This is a genomic window from Ancylobacter sp. G4_0304 (assembly GCF_047501495.1).
In the GTDB taxonomy this organism is placed as follows: Bacteria; Pseudomonadota; Alphaproteobacteria; order Rhizobiales; family Xanthobacteraceae; genus Ancylobacter.
In genome coordinates this window covers 1-18,879 of record NZ_JAZDRM010000014.1, presented here as the reverse complement: position 1 = coordinate 18,879, position 18,879 = coordinate 1, and the positions used below count along the sequence as shown (strand labels likewise).

General features: G+C 64.3%; 18 protein-coding genes. 14 read left to right on the top strand and 4 right to left on the bottom strand.

The window, feature by feature from the left end:
• Positions 1 to 36 precede the first annotated feature (36 nt).
• The 4 genes from repB to VRZ77_RS09855 all read left to right on the top strand — a co-directional run bounded on the left by repB (position 37) and on the right by VRZ77_RS09855 (position 3,597).
• Positions 37 to 1,035, top strand: coding sequence for a plasmid partitioning protein RepB (gene repB, locus VRZ77_RS09870; RefSeq protein WP_414592482.1), 999 nt, complete (start codon positions 37 to 39; stop codon positions 1,033 to 1,035).
• A gap of 157 nt (positions 1,036 to 1,192) precedes the next feature.
• Entirely contained in the window at positions 1,193 to 2,512 is a 1,320-nt protein-coding gene (gene repC, locus VRZ77_RS09865; protein WP_414592481.1) for a plasmid replication protein RepC, read from the top strand.
• A 174-nt stretch (positions 2,513 to 2,686) separates the two neighbouring features.
• Positions 2,687 to 3,118: an antitoxin Xre-like helix-turn-helix domain-containing protein gene (locus VRZ77_RS09860; protein ID WP_414592480.1), complete on the top strand. Its 432-nt coding sequence runs from the start codon at positions 2,687 to 2,689 to the stop codon at positions 3,116 to 3,118.
• Positions 3,115 to 3,597, top strand: a complete 483-nt coding sequence (locus tag VRZ77_RS09855) for an RES family NAD+ phosphorylase (protein WP_414592479.1) — start codon at positions 3,115 to 3,117, stop codon at positions 3,595 to 3,597. The genes VRZ77_RS09860 and VRZ77_RS09855 overlap by 4 nt, the downstream gene beginning before the upstream one ends.
• Positions 3,598 to 3,687: 90 nt before the next feature.
• Here VRZ77_RS09855 and VRZ77_RS09850 read toward each other — a convergent pair whose 3' ends face one another.
• Positions 3,688 to 4,182, bottom strand: a complete 495-nt coding sequence (locus VRZ77_RS09850; protein WP_414592478.1) for a hypothetical protein — start codon at positions 4,180 to 4,182, stop codon at positions 3,688 to 3,690.
• Complete coding sequence (locus VRZ77_RS09845; RefSeq protein WP_414592477.1) at positions 4,172 to 4,786, bottom strand: TetR/AcrR family transcriptional regulator; 615 nt, start codon at positions 4,784 to 4,786, stop codon at positions 4,172 to 4,174. Before VRZ77_RS09845 ends, VRZ77_RS09850 begins: the two co-directional genes overlap by 11 nt.
• Positions 4,787 to 4,870: 84 nt before the next feature.
• Here VRZ77_RS09845 and VRZ77_RS09840 point away from each other — a divergent pair, with 84 nt between their 5' ends.
• Entirely contained in the window at positions 4,871 to 5,707 is an 837-nt protein-coding gene (locus VRZ77_RS09840) for an N-acyl homoserine lactonase family protein (protein WP_414592476.1), read from the top strand.
• 99 nt (positions 5,708 to 5,806) lie between these two features.
• On the opposite strand, the gene VRZ77_RS09835 is transcribed toward VRZ77_RS09840, so the two are convergent.
• On the bottom strand, positions 5,807 to 6,961 hold the full coding sequence (locus VRZ77_RS09835) for a site-specific integrase (RefSeq protein ID WP_414592475.1): 1,155 nt from the start codon (positions 6,959 to 6,961) through the stop codon (positions 5,807 to 5,809).
• A 137-nt stretch (positions 6,962 to 7,098) separates the two neighbouring features.
• Here VRZ77_RS09835 and VRZ77_RS09830 point away from each other — a divergent pair, with 137 nt between their 5' ends.
• From VRZ77_RS09830 to scpB, 8 genes are all read left to right on the top strand, one after another.
• Entirely contained in the window at positions 7,099 to 8,697 is a 1,599-nt protein-coding gene (locus VRZ77_RS09830) for a Mu transposase C-terminal domain-containing protein (protein ID WP_394092599.1), read from the top strand.
• Positions 8,694 to 9,572, top strand: a complete 879-nt coding sequence (locus tag VRZ77_RS09825; protein WP_394092600.1) for a TniB family NTP-binding protein — start codon at positions 8,694 to 8,696, stop codon at positions 9,570 to 9,572. Before VRZ77_RS09830 ends, VRZ77_RS09825 begins: the two co-directional genes overlap by 4 nt.
• Before the next feature lie 36 nt (positions 9,573 to 9,608).
• Positions 9,609 to 10,553: a TniQ family protein gene (locus tag VRZ77_RS09820; RefSeq protein WP_394092601.1), complete on the top strand. Its 945-nt coding sequence runs from the start codon at positions 9,609 to 9,611 to the stop codon at positions 10,551 to 10,553.
• Positions 10,554 to 11,051: 498 nt separating this feature from the next.
• Positions 11,052 to 12,671, top strand: coding sequence for a Mu transposase C-terminal domain-containing protein (locus tag VRZ77_RS09815; RefSeq protein ID WP_414592474.1), 1,620 nt, complete (start codon positions 11,052 to 11,054; stop codon positions 12,669 to 12,671).
• On the top strand, positions 12,664 to 13,545 hold the full coding sequence (locus tag VRZ77_RS09810) for a TniB family NTP-binding protein (protein ID WP_414592473.1): 882 nt from the start codon (positions 12,664 to 12,666) through the stop codon (positions 13,543 to 13,545). Before VRZ77_RS09815 ends, VRZ77_RS09810 begins: the two co-directional genes overlap by 8 nt.
• Before the next feature lie 29 nt (positions 13,546 to 13,574).
• On the top strand, positions 13,575 to 14,582 hold the full coding sequence (locus VRZ77_RS09805; RefSeq protein WP_414592557.1) for a TniQ family protein: 1,008 nt from the start codon (positions 13,575 to 13,577) through the stop codon (positions 14,580 to 14,582).
• Between the two features lie 227 nt (positions 14,583 to 14,809).
• Positions 14,810 to 15,766 carry a DUF1403 family protein gene (locus VRZ77_RS09800; RefSeq protein ID WP_414592472.1) on the top strand — a complete coding sequence of 319 codons (957 nt, stop codon included), beginning with the start codon at positions 14,810 to 14,812 and terminating at the stop codon, positions 15,764 to 15,766.
• Positions 15,767 to 15,770: 4 nt separating this feature from the next.
• Positions 15,771 to 16,493: an SMC-Scp complex subunit ScpB gene (gene scpB, locus VRZ77_RS09795; RefSeq protein ID WP_414592471.1), complete on the top strand. Its 723-nt coding sequence runs from the start codon at positions 15,771 to 15,773 to the stop codon at positions 16,491 to 16,493.
• Between the two features lie 200 nt (positions 16,494 to 16,693).
• On the opposite strand, the gene VRZ77_RS09790 is transcribed toward scpB, so the two are convergent.
• Positions 16,694 to 17,149, bottom strand: a complete 456-nt coding sequence (locus VRZ77_RS09790) for an Lrp/AsnC family transcriptional regulator (protein ID WP_414592470.1) — start codon at positions 17,147 to 17,149, stop codon at positions 16,694 to 16,696.
• A 60-nt stretch (positions 17,150 to 17,209) separates the two neighbouring features.
• Here VRZ77_RS09790 and VRZ77_RS09785 point away from each other — a divergent pair, with 60 nt between their 5' ends.
• A complete protein-coding gene (locus VRZ77_RS09785; protein WP_414592469.1) occupies positions 17,210 to 18,640 on the top strand; it encodes a PLP-dependent aminotransferase family protein in 1,431 nt (476 codons plus the stop codon).
• Positions 18,641 to 18,879: the final 239 nt, after the last annotated feature.

The window sequence follows — 18,879 nt, the reverse complement described above, 5'->3', positions numbered from 1 at the left end:
ACAGCAAAGGGATGCGTCCTGTATCGGGAGGGCGTCTTGGCTAGGAAACACCTACTGGCGTCATTTGCCGATCCGAAACAGGAAGAGGTACCCGTAGCTACGGCATCGGAGTCTCGTGCGGAGTATGCGCGGCGTGGAGCTTCCCGGTCCATGATGCAAACTCTTGACGAGATGGCGGAGAATTCGATGCGCCTCTTGGAGGGGGAGGCGATCGTTCAGCTAGATCCAGCTTTGCTTGATCCCTCCCCTTTCGCTGATCGCATCGGCGAAGAAGCTGATGAATTCGATGCGCTTGTCGCAGCGATCAAGGATGTCGGCCAGGCCTCACCGATCCTCGTCCGGCCGCATCCGGATGATGCCCAGCGTTACGTGATCGTTTATGGGCATCGCAGGGCGAAAGCGGCACGGCAGCTTGGAATACCGGTAAGGGCGGTTGTGAAGCCGCTTGCGGATATCGCTCATGTCATTGCGCAGGGGCAGGAAAATACGGCTCGCGCCAACCTGACTTTCATTGAGAAATCGCTTTTCGCGAAGAAGTTGCTCCGTTCGGGAATATCGAAGGACGACATAAAGCGTGCGCTGACGATCGACGACACCTTGCTCTCGCGCATGCTGGCTGTTGTCGAAGCCGTCCCGGCCCCGGTGCTTGACGCGCTAGGCGCTGCGCGCGGAGTCGGTCGTGATCGCTGGGAGCATTTAAAGAAGGAACTGCTTCATCCCGCGAAGGCCAGTGCCGCAGTCGAGCTGGTGCACACGCCTAGCTTCAAGGATGCGCCTCAAGAGCAGCGCTTCGCGCTCGTTCTGGAAGGAATAGCGCAGGCGAAAACTCGTAAGCCGGTGGTCGCTCGTCCTACCGAACGAGACTGGGCACTGGCTGGGGATTCGGTGAAGGTGGTGACGAAGGCCGCAGGTCGCTCGTTCACGCTCGCACTGAAGGCAAAGGACGCTTCGGATTTCGGGGCCTATCTCTCTGATAATCTGGAGCGCCTTTACGAGGAATATCAGAAAAACGGATCAAAACAGGAGACGCACTAAACCGCAAAAGAAAAAGGCCCCCGAAACGGTGTCCCGGAAGCCCTTCTCGTTGTTGGCGCATTGAGAATCGCACCTCCCGGAATCACCGTCAAGCGTTTTAGCGAACGACCTTGCTCGGGCGCGCTGGATTCTTTTGCCTAGCGATAGGTGAAGGACAATGCAGACGCATGTTTCGACGACGCCCTTTGGGCGGCGGCCGATGACGCTCGGCCAGATTTCAAGTCAGATGACGGCGAAGGCGGTGAAGCCGGATGCCGTCGCGCATAAATGGCAGGTGTTCCAGGACATCCGCGAGGCGAGGGAACTGCTCGGCGCTACCGATCGCTCGCTGGCGATCCTCAACGCCCTGCTGACTTTCCATCCGGAAACCGCGCTCACCGGCGATACCGAACTGATCGTCTGGCCATCCAATGAGCAGTTGGCGTCGCGAGCCAACGGCATGCCGGCGACGACGCTGCGCCGACACATCGCCGTGCTGGTCGATTGCGGGCTGGTGATCCGGCGCGACAGCCCGAACGGCAAGCGCTTCGCGCGAAAGGGCAGGGGCGGGGAGATCGAGCAGGCCTATGGTTTCGATCTCTCGCCGCTGGTCGCGCGGGCGCAGGAGCTGCATGATCTGGCCGAGGCAGTTCATGCGGAGAGGAAGGCGTTCCGTGTGGCGAAGGAACGCCTCACACTGCTGCGACGGGACATCGTCAAGCTGATCGACACCGGCATCGAGGAAGGTGTTCCGGGCAATTGGGGGAAGGTGCTGCTGGACTACCAGGCAATCATCGCCCGCCTCCCCCGCTCAGCTCCCCGCCAGCTGGTGGAGGCGATTAGCGCCGAGCTTTTTGCTCTCTACGAGGATATCCGCGAGGCTCTGGAAACCTTCACGAAAACGCAGAATCCGGATGCCAATGAGTCCCATTCCGGTCGCCACATACAGAATTCAAACCCAGATCTTCTCTCTGAATCTGAATATAGCCTCCGAAATGAAAAAGGAGCGGGCGGCAGCGTCGCGAAAGCCGACAACGTGCGGAGCCTGCCGAAGCGGGAATTGCCTCTTGGGATCGTGCTCGACGCCTGCCCAGGCGTGCTGGAACTGGTGCAGGGCGACGAAATCCGGCACTGGCGGGACTTCCTGGCCGTCGCGGAACTGGTCCGGCCGATGTTGGGAATTAGCCCGAGCGCCTGGCGGGAAGCACAGGAGGCGTTGGGCGAGCAGCATGCGGCAATCACACTGGCTGCGATCTACGAGCGCGCTGACCAGATCGGCTCGCCCGGCGGCTATCTGCGAAGCCTGACGGATCGGGCGAAGGACGGGAAGTTCTCGACCTGGCCGATGATCATGGCACTGCTCAGGGCCAAGCTCGATGAGCAGAAGACATCGACTGGGTTGGGTCCGCGGCGATCCGACGAGCCGGTTGAAGGGGGTAGTCGACTCCGGGCTTCGGAGGCGCTGCTGAAAAGCCTGAAGAGGCCGAGGGAACGGTGATGACTGGAGAACGCACGGGATGCGGCGCGGCGCTGTTTTCAACGAGTAAGCCTGTTAGCCAATCAACTGGGTCGCGTCCAGGAAGGGAGGGCAGGGGGTGTCGGTTGGGAACCCGATGCTTGTGCTGCGCCTCATGTGGGTCTATGTATAGCCTCATATGATATGGAGGACGTGATGCTCGCATTCACAACTGTGGCCGATGTGCTGGGACTTCCCGCGAAGGAAGCGGCGGCGCGCTCGCCGTTTGGGCTCATCGCCCGGATCGAGGATGGCTTGCCCATCGGTGCGCTCGAGCGTGTCTCCCAGCTTCTGGCGCCGGGCGATGCCCACTTCAAATACCGGCTCGTGCCGAAGGCAACTTATGAGAGGCGCAAGGCAGCTCATCGTCTGTCCTCGGACGAGGGCACACGTCTTGCGCGTCTGGCACGAGTCTGGAGCCTGGCGTTGGACGTATGGCAAAGCGAGATGGAGGCCCGTGACTTTCTCTTCCGGTCGCATTCGATGCTCGAGGACAAGCGCCCGATCGATGTTGTCATTCAGAGCGAGATCGGAGCTGAGTTGGTTCTCGATGTTCTCGGCCGCCTGAAATACGGCAGCGCTGCGTGATGGCGGAGCTTCTTGATCGCACGTTGTCGAGTTTCAGGATTGGGGATCCCAACGGGGCTTATCCGATCTTCGACGCAACCGGCTCGACCCTTGCGCCGGGGCGATGGAACACACCTGGGAGCCCGCTGATCTACACCAGCCAGCACTATTCGACAGCCTTGCTGGAAAAGCTGGTGCATGGCAGCGGGCGCTTGCCTCCGAACCAGCACTACGTCGAAGTCACCCTGCCACGGGGCCTTTCCTACGAGATATTCTCGCCACCGGCGCTTCCCGGCTGGGACAGCATGCCCGCGAAGGCCAGCCAGGCGTTCGGCGAACGCTGGTGTCTGGAAAGGCGCAGCGCCATCCTGCTAGTGCCGAGTGTGGTCGCGCGCATCGACAGCAACATCCTCGTCAATCCCGGCCATCCGGAATTCAGGACGATCGAGGCTAGCCTGCATCAGCCGGTCTTCTGGGACAGGCGCCTGTTCGGGGCATAGGGACGAACAGGCAATCCCGCTGCAGCGGAAGCGGGTGGGGGCCCGATCGCGGTTTCATTTCGTAGCCGACGGAATGAATGCGAGGAGAACCTACGAATCTCGCGCTGGACCTTCCTCGATGGCGCGACCGAGACGCTCGAGCTCGAGCGAGAAGCAGAACGCGGCGAACAGCAGCCCCATCACGCCGAGAGCCTTCGCCAGGCCTTGCCCGACCGGAGGCAGCACGTCGAGTTGCGGCACGTGACGAAAGAAGATAGCCGCGAAGAGCGCACCGCCGAAAAAGAAGCTGACGCGACTGGCGAACATCAGCAGATGGCCGGCGAACGCGCCACGGAACGGGGCCGGCACCGGCACGCGTAAGTAGCGAGCCCAGTAGCAGGTCTGCATGACAAGCGCGAGGACGATGGCCGTGACAGCGGTCGAGGTGTCCAGAGGCTGGGCCCGGCCGATCTGGCTGACGATCTGCTGGAACAACGGAAAGATGGTCAGGAATAGCAGGACCGCGGCGAGCGCGTGGATGCCCAGCAGAAGCGGGTAAGCGGCTCGGCATCGCTTTCCGGTCTTGCTGGCGGGATCAAGCGGCATCGGTCTGTCCCTGCCCGGCAAGGTCCCGAAGACCGCGCGCGAGATCCGGAGGAGCGACGTCGCCCAGGATCCCGAACTGCACCACATAGCCGAGTATGATCGCGAGCATCGTTTTCGCCACGTCGGGTGTTGAGGCGTCGTTCCCCAGCATGCCGTCGCGCTGCCAGCGGGCGGCGAGATCGGCGAGACGTTCTCGGAAGGCCAGATAGAAGCCTCGCATCGTCGCGCGGAGCTTCTCGTTGCGCTGCGCCTCGCTCCACCCCAGCAGGGCGAGGCGGCGCAGGTCATAGCCTTCGCGAACCGTGAAGAGGGCGATCGTCTCGCAGACCTGACGGATGAAGAGATCCGGAGGGGGCGGCGGGTTGGCCGAGAAGATCGGCTCGACGCGCCCGCTCAAGCCGCTGAGCGAGGTCGAAACGGCGGAGAGGATCAGTTCGTCCTTGCTCGGAAAATACGAATAGACGGCACCGGCCGAGAGGCCGGAGACGCGGATGATGTCGCTCATGGTGGTGGCGTGCAGGCCCTGCGCGTCGAAGCAGGTCCATGCGGCCTCCAGGATTTGCAGGCGGCGGGCGACGCGCTTTTCGTCGGAGATCTTCGGCACGCCCCTTCCTAAAACGAACAACCGTTCTTTACAAGCGCGTGTGCTGATAATAAAAGAACGGTTGTTCGTTTTATGGGGATATCTATGATTCGCGTGACGGCTATCGAGACGGGCAAGGCCCGCATGAAGACCGCACAGCGCACCGGGCGCCCGGACCGCGGACCCATCGGGCGCAAGATCGACATTTTCCGCGATCGGGAATGGGTCGAGCCACTGCCGATCCTGTGCTTCCTGATCGAGCATCCGGAAGGCCGCTTCCTGGTCGACACCGGCGATACGTGGCGCAACTCGGTGCCGGGCTATCTGCCCGGCTGGAATCCGTTCTACCGGCAGGTCTCGATCCGGGTCGCGCCGGAGGAGGAGATCGGCCCTCGCCTACGCAACATGGGCCTCGACCCGGCGCGGGATCTCGCCGCCGTCGTCCTCACCCATTTCCATCACGACCACACTGGCGGGCTCGACCATTTCCCGCACAATCGCATCATCGGCCCGGGCGAGAACCACGCGGTGTCGACCGGGCTGCGCGGCATGATGATGGGCTGCCTGCCTCAGCGCTGGCCGATCTGGCTGAAGCCGGAACTGGTGCAGATGGACGGCCCCGCCATAGGCTCGTTCCCGGCTTCGCATCCGCTGACACGTGACGGCCGGATCGCGCTGGTGCCGACACCCGGCCATGTGGCGGGGCATTGCGCCGTGGTGGTGCGGGACGACGACGTCACCTATTTTCTCGCCGGCGACGCGACCTACTCGCAGGAGAATTTGCGCGCCGAGCGCACCGACGGCGTCACCAATGATCCCTCGACGGCGCTCGCGACGCTTCGCGCAATCAAGGCCTTCGCCGGCCAACAGCCGACGATCCTCCTGCCGGCCCACGATCCCGATGCCGCCCGACGGCTGGCTGCGAAGGAAGTACTCGCGTGAAGGCGCCGGTTGGCACTATCCGGCTCCTGTCCATGATCCCGCTGGTCCTCGCGTGGCTGGGGTGTGCGGCAATTGGGGCTGACAGGGGAGGGGCCTTGTCTACAGCCCGGCAGCCTTGGTGAGATTGACGCGGAATCTGTCGCGGCGGCGCTGGTAGCGCCGGGTCATCTCGGCGGAGGCGTGGCCGAGCTGTTTCTGGACGTGGCGCTCGTCGACTTCCGCGGAAGAGGCGAGACCGGCGCGCAGCGAATGGCCGGCGAATTTTTCCTCCCGTTCGCCTTCGGTCAGATCGCCGCGCACCCCGGCGGCCAGTGCCGTGCGCTTGACGAGGCGGGCGACCTCGCGGTCGTTCAGTCGGTCCACGCCGACATCCTTGCCCCGGGCGGTCACGCGGCGGAACAGCGGACCATGGGCAATCCTTGCCAGCTTCAGCCAGGTGGTGAGAGCGACCACCGGGCAGGTGGCGTCGGAGGAGCCACGGCCGATCTCCACCTCGCGCCAGCCGGTTTTCCCGCGCAGCGTCACCAGCAGCCCTTTGTCGAGGATCTCCACCCAGCCGCGCCCGTCCTGCGTCTGGTCACGCCCGACATCGAGCCCGACGATCTCCGAGCGCCGCAGCCCGCCGGCGAAGCCAATCAGTAGCATGGCGCGGTCGCGCAGACCGCGCAGCGTGCCACGCTCCAGCACCTCCAGCATGGAGATGAGGTCTTCCGGCAGCACCGCCTCCTTCTGCCGGGGCGGGGCGGCATGGGTGTTGCGGATGCCGGCGAGCACGGTGGCGATATGGCGGTCGCGGCGATTGAGCGGGGTGCCGCGCTGGGCGTAGTTCCAGGTGATGGCGGAGAGCCGGCGCTCGATGGTGGCGACGGAGTTCGCCTTGCCGCCGGGAATCGCGGCGCCGGAGGCGCAGGCGGTGATGTAGAGCCCGACGACTTGCGGGGAGGGGGGAAGCGGCTCGAGCCCCTGACGCCGGCACCACGAGGAAAAATGCGCCCAGTCGCTGGCATAGGCCCGCCTTGTATTGGCCGAGCTCGACGCCTCGACGTAATCGCGGGCGCGGCCGGCTAGCCGTTCGAGATGCGCGGGGAGGGCAGGGAGGGCAGGGACATCTGCCGGAAGCGGCGAGGGGAGGGCGCTGGTGTCGTCCGCTGTCCTCCCATCGGAAACAACGACGGGTGTGCCCGGGTCCTGAGATGACGCGGAGCGCTCCGAAGGGCGATTTTCGGCGGTTTGTGTCAGCCGACCGTTTTTCATGAGACTGGCGATCGCTTATTTTCAATGGGTTAGCCGATTCAGAAATTTGTGAGACCGAGTCGGATCTGCTGAGACGGAACCGTCACGCGATTCAGTTATGGTGAGACTAGATTGATCGACAATCCGCGTGAAGAGGCATGGAACGCGACCAGCTCGACGAACAGGAATGGCAAAGCGCGCTCAGGCATGCAGATGTTCTGCGACGGATGCCACAACGCCCGAGTGCAGCCGATGTCGCGGACGCTATGGCGGAGCTTGCCGTCAGTCGCGCGACCTTATTTCGGTGGCTGAAGCGGTATCGGGTGGAGGAGCGCGCCACTGCGCTCATTAGTCGAAAGCCAGGGCGCCGTGCCGGAATCGACGCCTTTGATCCTACCCTGAAGGCGATCGTCGACCGCAACATCACGACATTCTACGCCACACCCGAGAAGCCCACGTTGACGCGCCTGTGGAAGCGAATCTCGGCCGATTGCCGGGTGAGCGAGTTGGCGCCGCCCTCAATCAGACGCCTGAAAGGATACCTTGCGACGTTCGATACGGAAGCTATGACGCGCCGTCGCGAGGGAAAGGCTCGGGCCGACGCGCAGTTCCTGGCATTACCCGGCGAGCTTTCAGCGCAGCATCCGCTGCAGATCGTCCAGATCGATCATACGAAGGTCGACGTGACAGTCGTCGACCCGATCGAGAGGCAGCCGATCGGTCGACCGATCCTCACCATCGCGATCGATGTCTACACCCGGATGGTGCTGGGCTTTTACCTGTCTCTGGAGGCGCCGTCGGTGACGTCGGTGGCGCTTTGTTTGACGCACGCGATCGTCGACAAGACCCGCTGGCTGCAGGATCGGGGGATTTCGCTGGATTGGCCGACGAGCGGCCTGCCCGAGTGCATTCATGTCGATAATGGCGCCGAATTCCATGCGCGCGCCTTCAAACGCGGCTGCGATGATCACAATATCGCCGTCTCCTACCGTCCGCCGGGAACCCCCAGGTTCGGCGGGCATGTCGAGCGCTTGATCGGCACGATGATGGGGGCGGTCCATATGCTGCCCGGCACGCATTTTTCCAATGTGCTGGACAAGGGCGACTATGATCCCGAGGCGCGCGCCGTGATGACCATGCGCGAGCTTGAGGCCTGGCTGGCGCTGGAAATCATCGCCTACCATTCCGATCTGCACCGCGGTATCGGCCGGCCGCCCGGCGCGGCCTGGAACGAGGCCATATCCGGGCGCCCTCCGCGGCAGGTGCGCGAGCCGCTCGCCTTCCTGATCGATTTTCTGCCATTTGAGCCGCGTGTACTGCGGCGAACCGGCATCCACATCAACAACATCTGCTACTGGTCGGACGGCTTTGCGCCCTGGATCGGCCGGTGCAGCGACAAGGTTCTCGTCAAGTACGATCCGCGAGATTTGCATCGGGTCTTCGTTAAGCTGGGCGAGAACTACATCATGGTGCCCACGCGCAATTCCGGGCGCCCGGCCATCACGCTGTGGGAGCAGAAGGCGGCGTTGCGCGTGCAGCGGGCGCGCGGCCGCCGGGAGATCGATGAGGAAACGATCTTCCAGACGATCGCCGCTCAGCGTGCGCTGGTGGATCAGGCGATCCAGGAGACCACGCAAGCCCGCAGGCTGCGCGCGAGGCGCGCTCATCTGCAAGAAATACCAGCGCTTCCAGCCAGCGCGCCGGCGGACGAGCCGGTGATCGCCTTGCCGCATTTTCCGGTGGAGGTATGGGAATGACGGCTTATCCGCATCTCGATCCCGCCGTTCAGGCCTATGCCGATCTGCCCGCGCGGGAGCGCATCGAGCACATCCGGGTGGATCGATGGATCGACTATCCGCGTGCCCGCCAGGCGCTCGACAAGCTCGAAGAGCTGCTGTTGTTTCCCAAGCGCGCCCGCATGCCCAACCTGCTGATCTTCGGCGCCTCGGGCATGGGCAAGACGATGATTATCGAGAAGTTCGTGCGCGCTCATCCGCCTCGGTTCGATCAGCGCAGCGGAATCCATCACCGGCCTGTCATCGTCGTGCAGATGGTCCCCTCCCCGGATGAGGGGCGGTTTTATCATCGCCTTCTGTCGGTGATTGGCGCGCCGCCGCCAACCCGCGCCACACTCGGGCAGCTCGAAACGCAGGCGCTGCGGCTGCTTCAGGAGACCGCGCCACGCATGCTGATCATTGACGAGGTGCAGAACTTGATCGCTGGCACCTACCGGGAACAGCGCCGAATGCTCAATCTGCTGCGCTTCCTCGGTAACGAACTGCGGATTCCCCTGATCTGCCTTGGCTCGCACGAGGCGCGTGATGCGATCCGCGGCGATGCCCATCTCAACAGCCGCTTCGAGCCGTACGGCTTGCCGCCGTGGCGGCACGATGCCGACTTCCATGGCCTGATCGGAGGTCTCCTCTACTCCTTGCCTCTGCGCCTGCCGTCCGAGATGACGGACAGCGCGCTCAAGCGGCTTGTCGAGGCCAATGGCGGCATCACAGCATCGATCTTCCGGATGGTGATCGAGCTCGCCACGGATGCCATCCTCTCGGGAACCGAGCGGATCACGCCGACTGCGATCCTCGATCATCGTGTCGCCGCGCCGGCGACCTTCGCCGCGGCCTAAACCGTGACGGGGCAGGGAAGGGCGCCGCTGCCTATCGTGCCGCCGCCCTTTCGAGACGAGCGGCTGAGTTCCTGGCTGGAGCGGATCGCCGACGTCTATCTGGTGTCCCTGGACGAGCTGCAAGCGCATATTGGTTGCGTTCGTCCGGCATTGCAGCTTGAGTTCGAGCCTGTTCAGGCCGACATGGAGCGCATCGCAGTCGCGACGAACCGTTCGGCCGAACGTCTGTTCGCCATGACCTTCCGTGGCGCATCGCCGCGCTATCGCAGCCTGCTTCGACCCAGCTCCAGAGAGATTTGTCCGGCCTGCTCGCGCGGCATGCAACGACCGCAGCGTCTGAGAGGCTGGTCGTTTGCCTTTGCGTTCTGGTGTGATCGTCACCGTGAGCCACTCTTCGGCGGCGAAATGAGCGGCGTCAGCGCGCTCGGCGATGAAGCATCAGGCCGTCGGGGCGCGGAAATCCTGCTTCAATGGGCAATGGAGAGGGAGATTGCCGCGATTCCTGTCGGCTCGGTGCTGTCGCTGCTGCTTTTGCCGTCTCGGAAATTGTCGCCTCCGGCACCGTGGGAACTCGCGTACTTGCCGCTCCCGCGTCAGCACGATCCTTCCGTTCTGTCGCGACCCTGCCGGCGTCCGGTTCTGAGTGTCGTGGTGCCGGAATTCAGGGCTGCGGTGCCGACTAGCGATCCGCGTCTGTCTTCAACCATCGCCGATGTGCCGAATGCGCCACGGGCAGAGCGGTACGCGCTTGCCATCGGCGTTGCCCGGGTTCTGAAGAATCCGGTCGGCACGATCATTCGTGTCCTGGAGGCTTCCGACGAGTTCGGCCGAAAGAAGGTGATGGATCTGATCGAAGGATGGCCGGCGGCAATCCGCCACGCTGTCGGGCGTGCTGCTCCCTGCACCCGGCAAAGAGGGAATGCCGGAAGAGCGGTGACAGGTGCCCGTCTCAGCCATCAACGGGTTCGAGCGCTCTCCTGAGCCCCAAAAAAGCTGGAGGTCCGCCAAAGCCACTCAGAAGCCCGCAGGCTGCCACTAGCCGTTTTCCGACCTTTGCCTCGTCGAAATCATTCGATCGGCCTCAGCGGGCTCCTGACGAGGTCGATAAAGTGCGGATCTGCGTCTGCATCCGGCGATGTGCACCGAACAGCAGGCCCTCTTCACGATGCGCGAACCGCGATTGGCCGGGCTTCCGTGCTGACCGGGGCGGTATTCCCGAGACAATGTTCATCCAAGCCGGAAATCGTGAGACTGCGCCTGTCTCACGAAAACCGCTTCAAAAAGCGGCTCGACGGCGGCCGAGTCTCACTAATTCCGGTCTGCTTGTCGGACTACCGGGGTTGATGAGACTGGCGCCTGCGCAATTTCAATGACTTGGCCGTGTCGTCATTATGAGACCGATTCAAGGTAATTGAGACTGGCGACGGTATTGAGTCGGTAGTTGTGAGACCAGCTTGCAGCCAGACGGCGAGGCTGTCCATGAACGATGATGACATCGATCCTGAGGCCTGGGCGCAGGGGCGACATCGCGCCGAGATCCTGTCGAACCTATCGAAGCACCTTGGCGATGCGGAAGTCCGCGACGCCCTGAACGCGCTTGGCGTCAGCCGGGCAACCTTGTTTCGCTGGCTGAAGCGGTTCCGGCAGGATGACCGCACCAGCACACTCCTGCCGCGCCGGCGTGGCCCAAACGCTGGCATGCAGCCTTTGGATCCGGTGGTGCTCACGATCGTCGAGCAGCATTTCCGGAAGCTCTATGCGACGCGCCGCAAGCCCACCCTGACGCGCTTTCAGCAGGAGGTTGCGGCGGACTGCCAGCTTCAAGGCCTGCAGCCGCCATCGATCCGCCGTCTCGGCCGGTGGCTGAAAATGAAAGATCAGGCCGATCTGATGCGCCGACGGGAGGGCGCCGGCAAATCGGAGGCGGTGTTTCTGGCGACGCCAGGCGGATTGGAGGCGGCGGCTCCGCTTGAAATCCTCCAGATCGACCACACCAAGGTCGACGTCACGGTCGTCGATCCGGTAACCCGATTGCCGATCGGCCGGCCGACGCTCACGCTGGCCGTCGACGTCAACACCCGCATGGCGATGGGCTTCTACCTGTCGCTGGAAGCGCCGTCCCTGGCAGCCGTGGCGTTGTGCCTGACCCATGCGGTGATGGACAAGACGGCCTGGCTGACCTCACGGGGGATCGTGGCGGCGTGGCCGGCGCACGGAATTCCTGGGACCATTCATGTCGACAACGGCGCCGAATTCCATGCGCGCGCCTTCGAACGCGCCTGCGGCGAGCATCGCATCGACCTGAGCTACCGTCCACCTGGCACGCCGCGTTTCGGCGGCCATATCGAGCGGCTGATCGGCACGATGATGGGTGCCGTTCACCTCATTCCGGGCTCGCATTTCTCGAACATCGACGAACGCGGCGACCTCGATCCGGAGGCTGAGGCGGTCATGACTTTGCGCGACCTGGAACGCTATCTCGCCCTCGAGATCATCGGCTCCTATCATGCCCGCATCCACAAGGCCCTGGATCTGCCGCCGGCCGCCGCCTGGCAAGCCCGCATCGGCGACGTCACGGTGCGGGTTCCGTCGGATCCGCGGCGGTTCCTGATTGATTTTCTGCCTTTCGAGCAGCGCACTTTGCAGCGCGACGGGCTGCACCTGTTTCACATCCGCTACTGGTCGGACGAGCTGCGTTGGCTGATGGGGCGCGACCGGCAACGACTGACCGTCAAATTTGATCCGCGCGACCTGTCCTGCGTGTTCGTGGCGACAGGGCAGGGGTATCTGGAAGCGCGTCCAGCCGATCGGACCCGCCCGCCTATTGGGCTGTGGGAGCACCGGGCTGCCGTGCGCGCCTTGCGGGAAAAAGGCCGCGAGGCCGTCGATGAGGAGCTCATCTTCTCCACAATCCTCGCCCAGCGATCCCTGGTCGATGAGGCAACGCGCCTGACCAAGGCGATGCGAAGGGATGTCGCCCGGCGCGCGCATCTCGCACCGGACAGGATCATCGACGTGACACCGGAGGTGGGGCCGAACAAGGACGAAAAGCCCCTGCAACTGCCTTATTTCGCGGTGGAGGAATGGGAGGATGACTGAGGCGTTCTCGCATCTCTTCCCCGCTAGCCGGCCGATCGCCGCGCTGAGCGCGGACGAGCGCATCCGGCGCATTCGCGCCGACCGCTGGATCAACTATCCGCGCGCCGAACAGGCGCTCCAGAAGCTCGAAGCCCTGCTTGCCTTCCCGCCACGGGCGCGCATGCCCAACCTGCTCATCGTCGGCGCCAGCGGCATGGGCAAGACCATGATCGTCGAAAAGTTCGCCCGCGACCACCCCTCGCAGTTCGATACGGTGACGGGGCGCATGCATATGCCGGTCATCGCCGTCCAGATGGTGCCGGGCCCCGACGAAGCCCGTTTCTACAAGCGGCTCCTGGCGGCGATCGGGGCACCTGAACCGCCGCGGGCGACGCTGTCGGTACTGGAGAGCCTGACGCTGCGCCTGCTGTCCGAGATCCGGCCGGGGCTGCTGGTCATCGACGAGGTGCACAGCCTGCAGGCCGGCACCGTGCGGGAGCAGACCCGCTTCCTGAACATGCTGCGTTTTCTCGGCAATGAGCTGCGGATTCCGCTCGTCTGCGTCGGTACGCAGCAGGCGCGAAACGCGCTGCGCACCGATGATCAGCTGGTGCGCCGGTTCGAGGCCTTCGCGCTGCCGCCCTGGCAGAATGACGAGGATTTCGGCGGTCTGATCGGCAGCTTGCAGCGCAGTTTGCCGCTGCGGCAGCCCAGCGAGTTCGCCGATGCGACGCTGAAGCGCCTCATCGAGGTGACGGGAGGGATCACGGCCGGCATCTTCTTGCTGGTGAGCGCGCTCGCCATCGCCGCGATCGAGAGCGGCGAGGAAAGGATCACGCCCGGCGCGGTCGCAGACAAGCGCAGCGTGCTGGCTCTCGTGGGAGAGCCCGTGTGAGGGACCCACCGGCACCGGCTCCGTTGCCGGTGGTGCCGCGGCCGGGCCCCGACGAGCGTCTGTCGTCCTGGCTGGGGCGGCTTGCGCGGCTCTACGGCATGCCGGCGGAGGCGCTTCTGGCGCATTGCGGCCTCGGCCGCTTCAGCGTTCGCGAGCTCGAATGGCGCCTCGGGGCAGGGGAGGGGGCCGTGCTGGCTGGCCGCACCGGCATGACCGTTGAGGGGCTGCGGAGGCTGACTTTCGACGAGATCACGCCGCAGGCGCGCCTGATGATCGCCGCGGCAAGCCGCTATGTCTGTCCGCGTTGTCCGGCCGGGCTCCACCGCAAGGCCACGGCCTTTCCCTGGAATTTCTGGTGCGATGAACACGGTGTCCGGTTCGGAGGGAAGGCTGGGACAGGACTGGATGCGCGGCTGACGCAAACACAGTTGACCAGGCTCGATCCCAGTGCGCGGAGCGGAGCGCTGCGGCTGGCCGATTGGGCGCAGGGGAAGGAGGAGGGCGCGCCCGCGGTGCCCGCGCTGCTGGACCTCCTGACGACGCGGCATCGCAGGTCCTCGCCCCCGTCGCTGGCCGAGCAGCCGATCCTGTCGCTCGCCGCGCGCCGGGCCAATCACGATTTCCTCACGCGGCCGATTGCCCGGCAGGCACTTCAGGTCGTCGTGCCCGAGTACGATCGGGTGGCGCCTGTGCTCGCCAAGCCGGTGCGCCCAGGCCTGTTTTCGCTCGCGCAAGGCTCGCTGCTGCAGAACTATGCCTTGGCCGTTGGCGTCGGGCGGCTGTGCGCGGATCCCGTTGGATGCGCCGCTTCGGTGCTGCTGGCGAGCGATCAGGAAGGGGACGAGCGGCTGCGGGAGGTCCTGCGGGCGTGGCCGCCGGCGCTGCGGCGGTGCATCTATGCCCGGCTCGGGCGCCTCCGTGTCGCCAGAGACGCCGCCTCAGCGGTCGTCGCAACGGCCCGGCCGTCCCGGAAAGCCCGCCAGTCTCATAAATTCCGACTCAGCCAGTCTCACAAGGGTGCTCCGGGAGTCTCATAATTATGCGCGAGATGTCCGCCCAAGCCCTTGAGTCTCACAAATTCCGCCTATCCGACACTGCTGACAGCGATTCCAGCCATCTCGGCCGAGTGACATCGGTCATCTCCTCTATAAAAAGAAAAACGACCGATAATGCAATCTTATCATTCATTCTAACTCGACGACAGGGTGTGCGTATATTAAGCCATCAGATGGCTTAAACCGCACAGATCGGCTAGGCTGCGCTGATGATTCCGACGCCTCATCGCGCCCTCCCTGCACTCGCGCCACTGCCCAGCGTACCGGGCTGGGCGCGGCCGCGTGGCCCGGTGACCAGCGATGTGGAAGCTGCCTTCCTCGCCGGTGCCGCATTGAATTCATTAGATAATCTGGTGCGTAACGTGCGACCGTGGGCGGGGGCTTGGCGTCAACGGCTGGCGCTGCGCTGTGCTGCGACGGCGGTATCCATGGCCGGTCGCACCGAGGATGAAGCGGCGTTGCGCGACGCCTGGTATTTGCGCCCCACCAATGGCGATCCCGGTCCCGCCGGTCGAATTTTTGAGGCCTGGAAGCAGCTGGCCGACCGCTCACCCGGAATCGATGCCGCCTCTCTCAAATCAACCGTCGGCTGGCTGGGACTTCACGGGGGCGACGAGCTCGAGCCGCTGATCGAGCGGGTCGCCGCGCTGGGCCGCTCCAGCGAGCCAGCACCAATCGCCGCCGCCGCTATCGTCATCGAGGTGATGGCGATCCGCCCGGACGCTGAACTGCTCGGCTGGTGGCTGGCGGACCAGGTGATGGCGCTCAAGCTGCGCTGGCCGCTGCCGGTGCCGTTATTGGTGAGCCAGGCGCGCAGCAGCGCTTTTCGGGAGGAGGGCGGTCGCAGCAGGCGCATTCGCCCCGGCGAAGAAGGTTTTGAACGCGGCGTCTGTGTGGCGCTGGCGCAGGCCGCGGCCGAGGCCTGCCGGCTGGCGGCCGAGATCGCGCCGCGCGCGGCGCGGCTCGAGGCGACTGTGCCCAAACTGCGCGCCAAGGGCGCCGGGGAGGCGATCCAGAGGCTGCTGGACGACGATGCGGTGCCAGGGACGCTACACACCGCCCAGCTGACGCGATGGGGCTCACGCCGGCTGTTTGAGCGTCTGCTGGCCCTTGATGCGGTGCGCGAGCTCTCCGGTCGCTCCGCCTTCAAACTTTACGGGCTCTGACATCATGGCACGGCGCAAACCAAGCCAGGAAGGACTGGATCTTGAGCTGGCCGAGCTGCCGGCCGAGCTGCGCTGGCGCGAATGGATGGGCCGGGTCGAGGCGGTGATTTTCGCTTCCCCGGAGCCAGTTAGCCGCGAGGCGCTGGCACGGGTGGTAGGACGGGCGTGCAATCTTGACCTCCTTCTCGACGACATCCGTGCCGAGCTGGTGGGCCGGCCCTATGAGTTGGCCGCGGTTGCCGGCGGCTGGCAGCACCGCACCAAGAAGGGCTTTGCCGACGCCATCCGCACCGCCACTGGTCTGGGCACGCAGACCCCACCATTGTTGAAATCGGACTCTCTGGTGCTGATGTGCATCGGCTTCTATCAGCCGATCACCCGCGCCGAGTTGGGTCAGTTTTTCGGCAAGGAGATCAGCCGCGACGTCATCGGGGCCTTGCGAAGGCTGGGGTTTATCACGGCGGGTCCACGCAGCCCTACACCGGGCGCGCCCTACACCTATGTGACAACTAAGGCGTTTCTGACCCATTTTGGCCTGAACACGCTGCGCGATTTGCCCGACATGGAGGCGCTGGAAGATGCAGGACTGCTGAGCCGGGACCGTCTGCTGGCGGGGGATTTTCCGCTCGCGCGGGACATGGCGGAGGATTCGAGCGGCGAATTAGAGGACAGCACTTTGGATATCGAGGCGCCAGCCCTTACGGAGGATGATTGGGGCCGCTTTTGACCCACTGCTGACCTGTACATGGTCGGCTTCCGCAGAGAACTTATTTCTCAGAATTTCAAGGTCAGCGTTCCGCACGCTCTGGTCTTGCGCGCTCTCGGCAAACTGGGCTCTGTAGAATACGCTGAGGCGCGGTCTCGCTCAACGCGACGGCGAGGCCGAGATCCATCACCCGCGCATCCTTGGAGATGGGCGATTTTTTTTCAGTTTGACCTCGTCTCCAGCTGCACGCTTTTCGTTACTACGTAGGAGAAATAGCGCTCGATTCCCAGTTGAGGGTCCAGCAGCCGGTCGATCAGCCGCTGATAGCTATCGATATCGGGCACCATCACGCGCAGGATGTAGTCGACGCCGCCACCCGTCGCATCGCACGCCACGATCGCGGATTCCTTGGCCACCGCCTCCTCGAAGCGGCGGAAATCGGTCTGCTGGTGACTTTTGAGGCTGATCTGGACGATGACGATGGTGCGGGGCGCGCCAGCGTCCAGATCGATGATCGCCGCATATCCCTTTATGACGCCACTGGTCTCCAGCCGGCGCAGTCGTTCCCAACAGGCCGCCGGCGAGAGATTGACCGCCGCCGCCAGCCTGAGCTTGGTCATGCGACCGTCGCGGCGCAGCGCTTCGACGATCTTCAGATCAATGGCATCGAGCTTCATGTTGGCAATTGACCATGCATAATGTCATGAAAGACGTCTGCTAAAAACGAGACAATTTTAATGCTACGTCAAGCTGACCGGCCGAACGACACGACCGTGGAATGGCATCCTGTACTGGCGAAGCAGCGCGGCGAGACCAAGCACTCGGCGCTGACCGGGCGCATCATCGCCGATATCGATGCCGGCGTGTTGAAGCCGATGGACCGGATGCCGACGCATCGTGATCTGGCCCGCAAGCTTGCGATATCGGTCCAGACGGTGAGCCTCGGCTACAAGGAGGCCGAGCGGCTCGGCTATCTCAGCGGCGAGATCGGCCGGGGCACCTTCGTTAAGGCGCGCGTCACCGAGCGGGCCGGCCGCCTGATGCTCGACCGCAACCCCGACGAGGCTATCGACCTCTCCATCGTTCGGGGGGTCTATACCGAAGCCCATGAGGAAGCGTCACGCGCGGCGCTGGCGGCGTTGGCGGCGGACGACAACAGCGCCTTCATGCGCCCGTGCCGGCCCATTGCGGGGCTCGATCAGCATCGCGAGGCCGCTCGTGTCTGGTTGAAGCCGCTCGGTGTCGATGTCCCGGTGGAACGCATCCTGGTCACCAACGGCGCCGCGCACGGACTTTTCTTGGCGCTGACCTGCATCATTCGCGCCGGCGATATCGTGCTGACGGAAAACCTGACGGATCACGGCGTGATCGGCCTCGCCAATATTCTCGGCTTCAGCCTCAAGGGCTTGCCGACGGATGAGGAGGGCTTGCTCCCCGATGCCTTCGAGGCGGCGTGCCGGGCGGGAAGCGTGCGGGCGCTGGTGCTGATTCCGACGCTGAACAATCCCACCAGCCACGTCTCCGGGCCGGAGCGCCGGCAGGCCATCGCGGAGATCGCGCAGCGCTACGGCGTGTTCGTCGTCGAGGACGAGGTCTACAAGCCGTTGATCGATGCGGAGCTTCCCTCGATCACCGAGATGCTGCCCAATCTCGGCTTCTTCGTCACGAGTTTCACCAAGACCGTGCTGACGGGGCTGCGGGTCGGCTATCTCGTGGTGCCGCCGCACTATTCGATCCGCGCCGCCTCGATCCTGCGCGTGACGAGCTGGAGCGGCACCTATCTGCCGGCGGAGATCGCAACACGCTGGATCGAGGATGGCACGGCGAACCATCTGCTTTCGGTCCAGCGCGATGAGGCGCGCGCGCGCCAGAAGATCGTCGCCGCGACGCTCGGCCCCTATGTCGCATCGAGCCATCCGCTGTCGCTTTGCGCCTGGCTGAGTGTGCCGGCGCCGTGGACGGAGGATGGGCTGGTGCGCTCACTGGCGGATCGCGGAGTGGCCGTGACGCCTTCCGACCCCTTCATCGCCGGGCCCAATCATGGCGGCGGCATTCGGATATGCCTGGGCGGGCAATTGTCTCACGTCGCCCTGGGCAAGGTGCTGGAGACCGTTCGCAGGACATTCGACCAGCTTCCGCCGGTGTTCGACATTGGCGCGATCGGCTGACGGGTTGCCGCGCGCGGAGTCGCGGCCCAAGTCGGCCGTGACATTCGATGATTGAATCATTACAATATAATAATTGACATGATTTTGTGCTCCTCCCACCATCACAGGTGAGAGGGAGCAATGAGACATGGCGCATCTCGCCGACATCGGTTCATTCAGTCCAACCGCCAGCACGCTCCCGGTCACCCTGGCTGAGATCGAGGCGGCCGCTGCGCGGATCCGTGGGCATGTCGCGCGCC

Bases quoted from the DNA above. Each gene is read 5' to 3' on its own strand.
- VRZ77_RS09860 (WP_414592480.1), top strand. From the start codon at position 2,687: ATGCTCGCATTCACAACTGTGGCCGATGTGCTGGGACTTCCCGCGAAG.
- VRZ77_RS09815 (WP_414592474.1), top strand. From the start codon at position 11,052: ATGAACGATGATGACATCGATCCTGAGGCCTGGGCGCAGGGGCGACAT.
- VRZ77_RS09830 (WP_394092599.1), top strand. From the start codon at position 7,099: ATGGAACGCGACCAGCTCGACGAACAGGAATGGCAAAGCGCGCTCAGG.
- VRZ77_RS09785 (WP_414592469.1), top strand. From the start codon at position 17,210: ATGCTACGTCAAGCTGACCGGCCGAACGACACGACCGTGGAATGGCAT.
- VRZ77_RS09790 (WP_414592470.1), bottom strand. From the start codon at position 17,149: ATGAAGCTCGATGCCATTGATCTGAAGATCGTCGAAGCGCTGCGCCGC.
- VRZ77_RS09810 (WP_414592473.1), top strand. From the start codon at position 12,664: ATGACTGAGGCGTTCTCGCATCTCTTCCCCGCTAGCCGGCCGATCGCC.
- VRZ77_RS09825 (WP_394092600.1), top strand. From the start codon at position 8,694: ATGACGGCTTATCCGCATCTCGATCCCGCCGTTCAGGCCTATGCCGAT.
- VRZ77_RS09800 (WP_414592472.1), top strand. From the start codon at position 14,810: ATGATTCCGACGCCTCATCGCGCCCTCCCTGCACTCGCGCCACTGCCC.
- VRZ77_RS09835 (WP_414592475.1), bottom strand. From the start codon at position 6,961: ATGAAAAACGGTCGGCTGACACAAACCGCCGAAAATCGCCCTTCGGAG.
- VRZ77_RS09850 (WP_414592478.1), bottom strand. From the start codon at position 4,182: ATGCCGCTTGATCCCGCCAGCAAGACCGGAAAGCGATGCCGAGCCGCT.
- scpB (WP_414592471.1), top strand. From the start codon at position 15,771: ATGGCACGGCGCAAACCAAGCCAGGAAGGACTGGATCTTGAGCTGGCC.
- repC (WP_414592481.1), top strand. From the start codon at position 1,193: ATGCAGACGCATGTTTCGACGACGCCCTTTGGGCGGCGGCCGATGACG.
- VRZ77_RS09840 (WP_414592476.1), top strand. From the start codon at position 4,871: ATGATTCGCGTGACGGCTATCGAGACGGGCAAGGCCCGCATGAAGACC.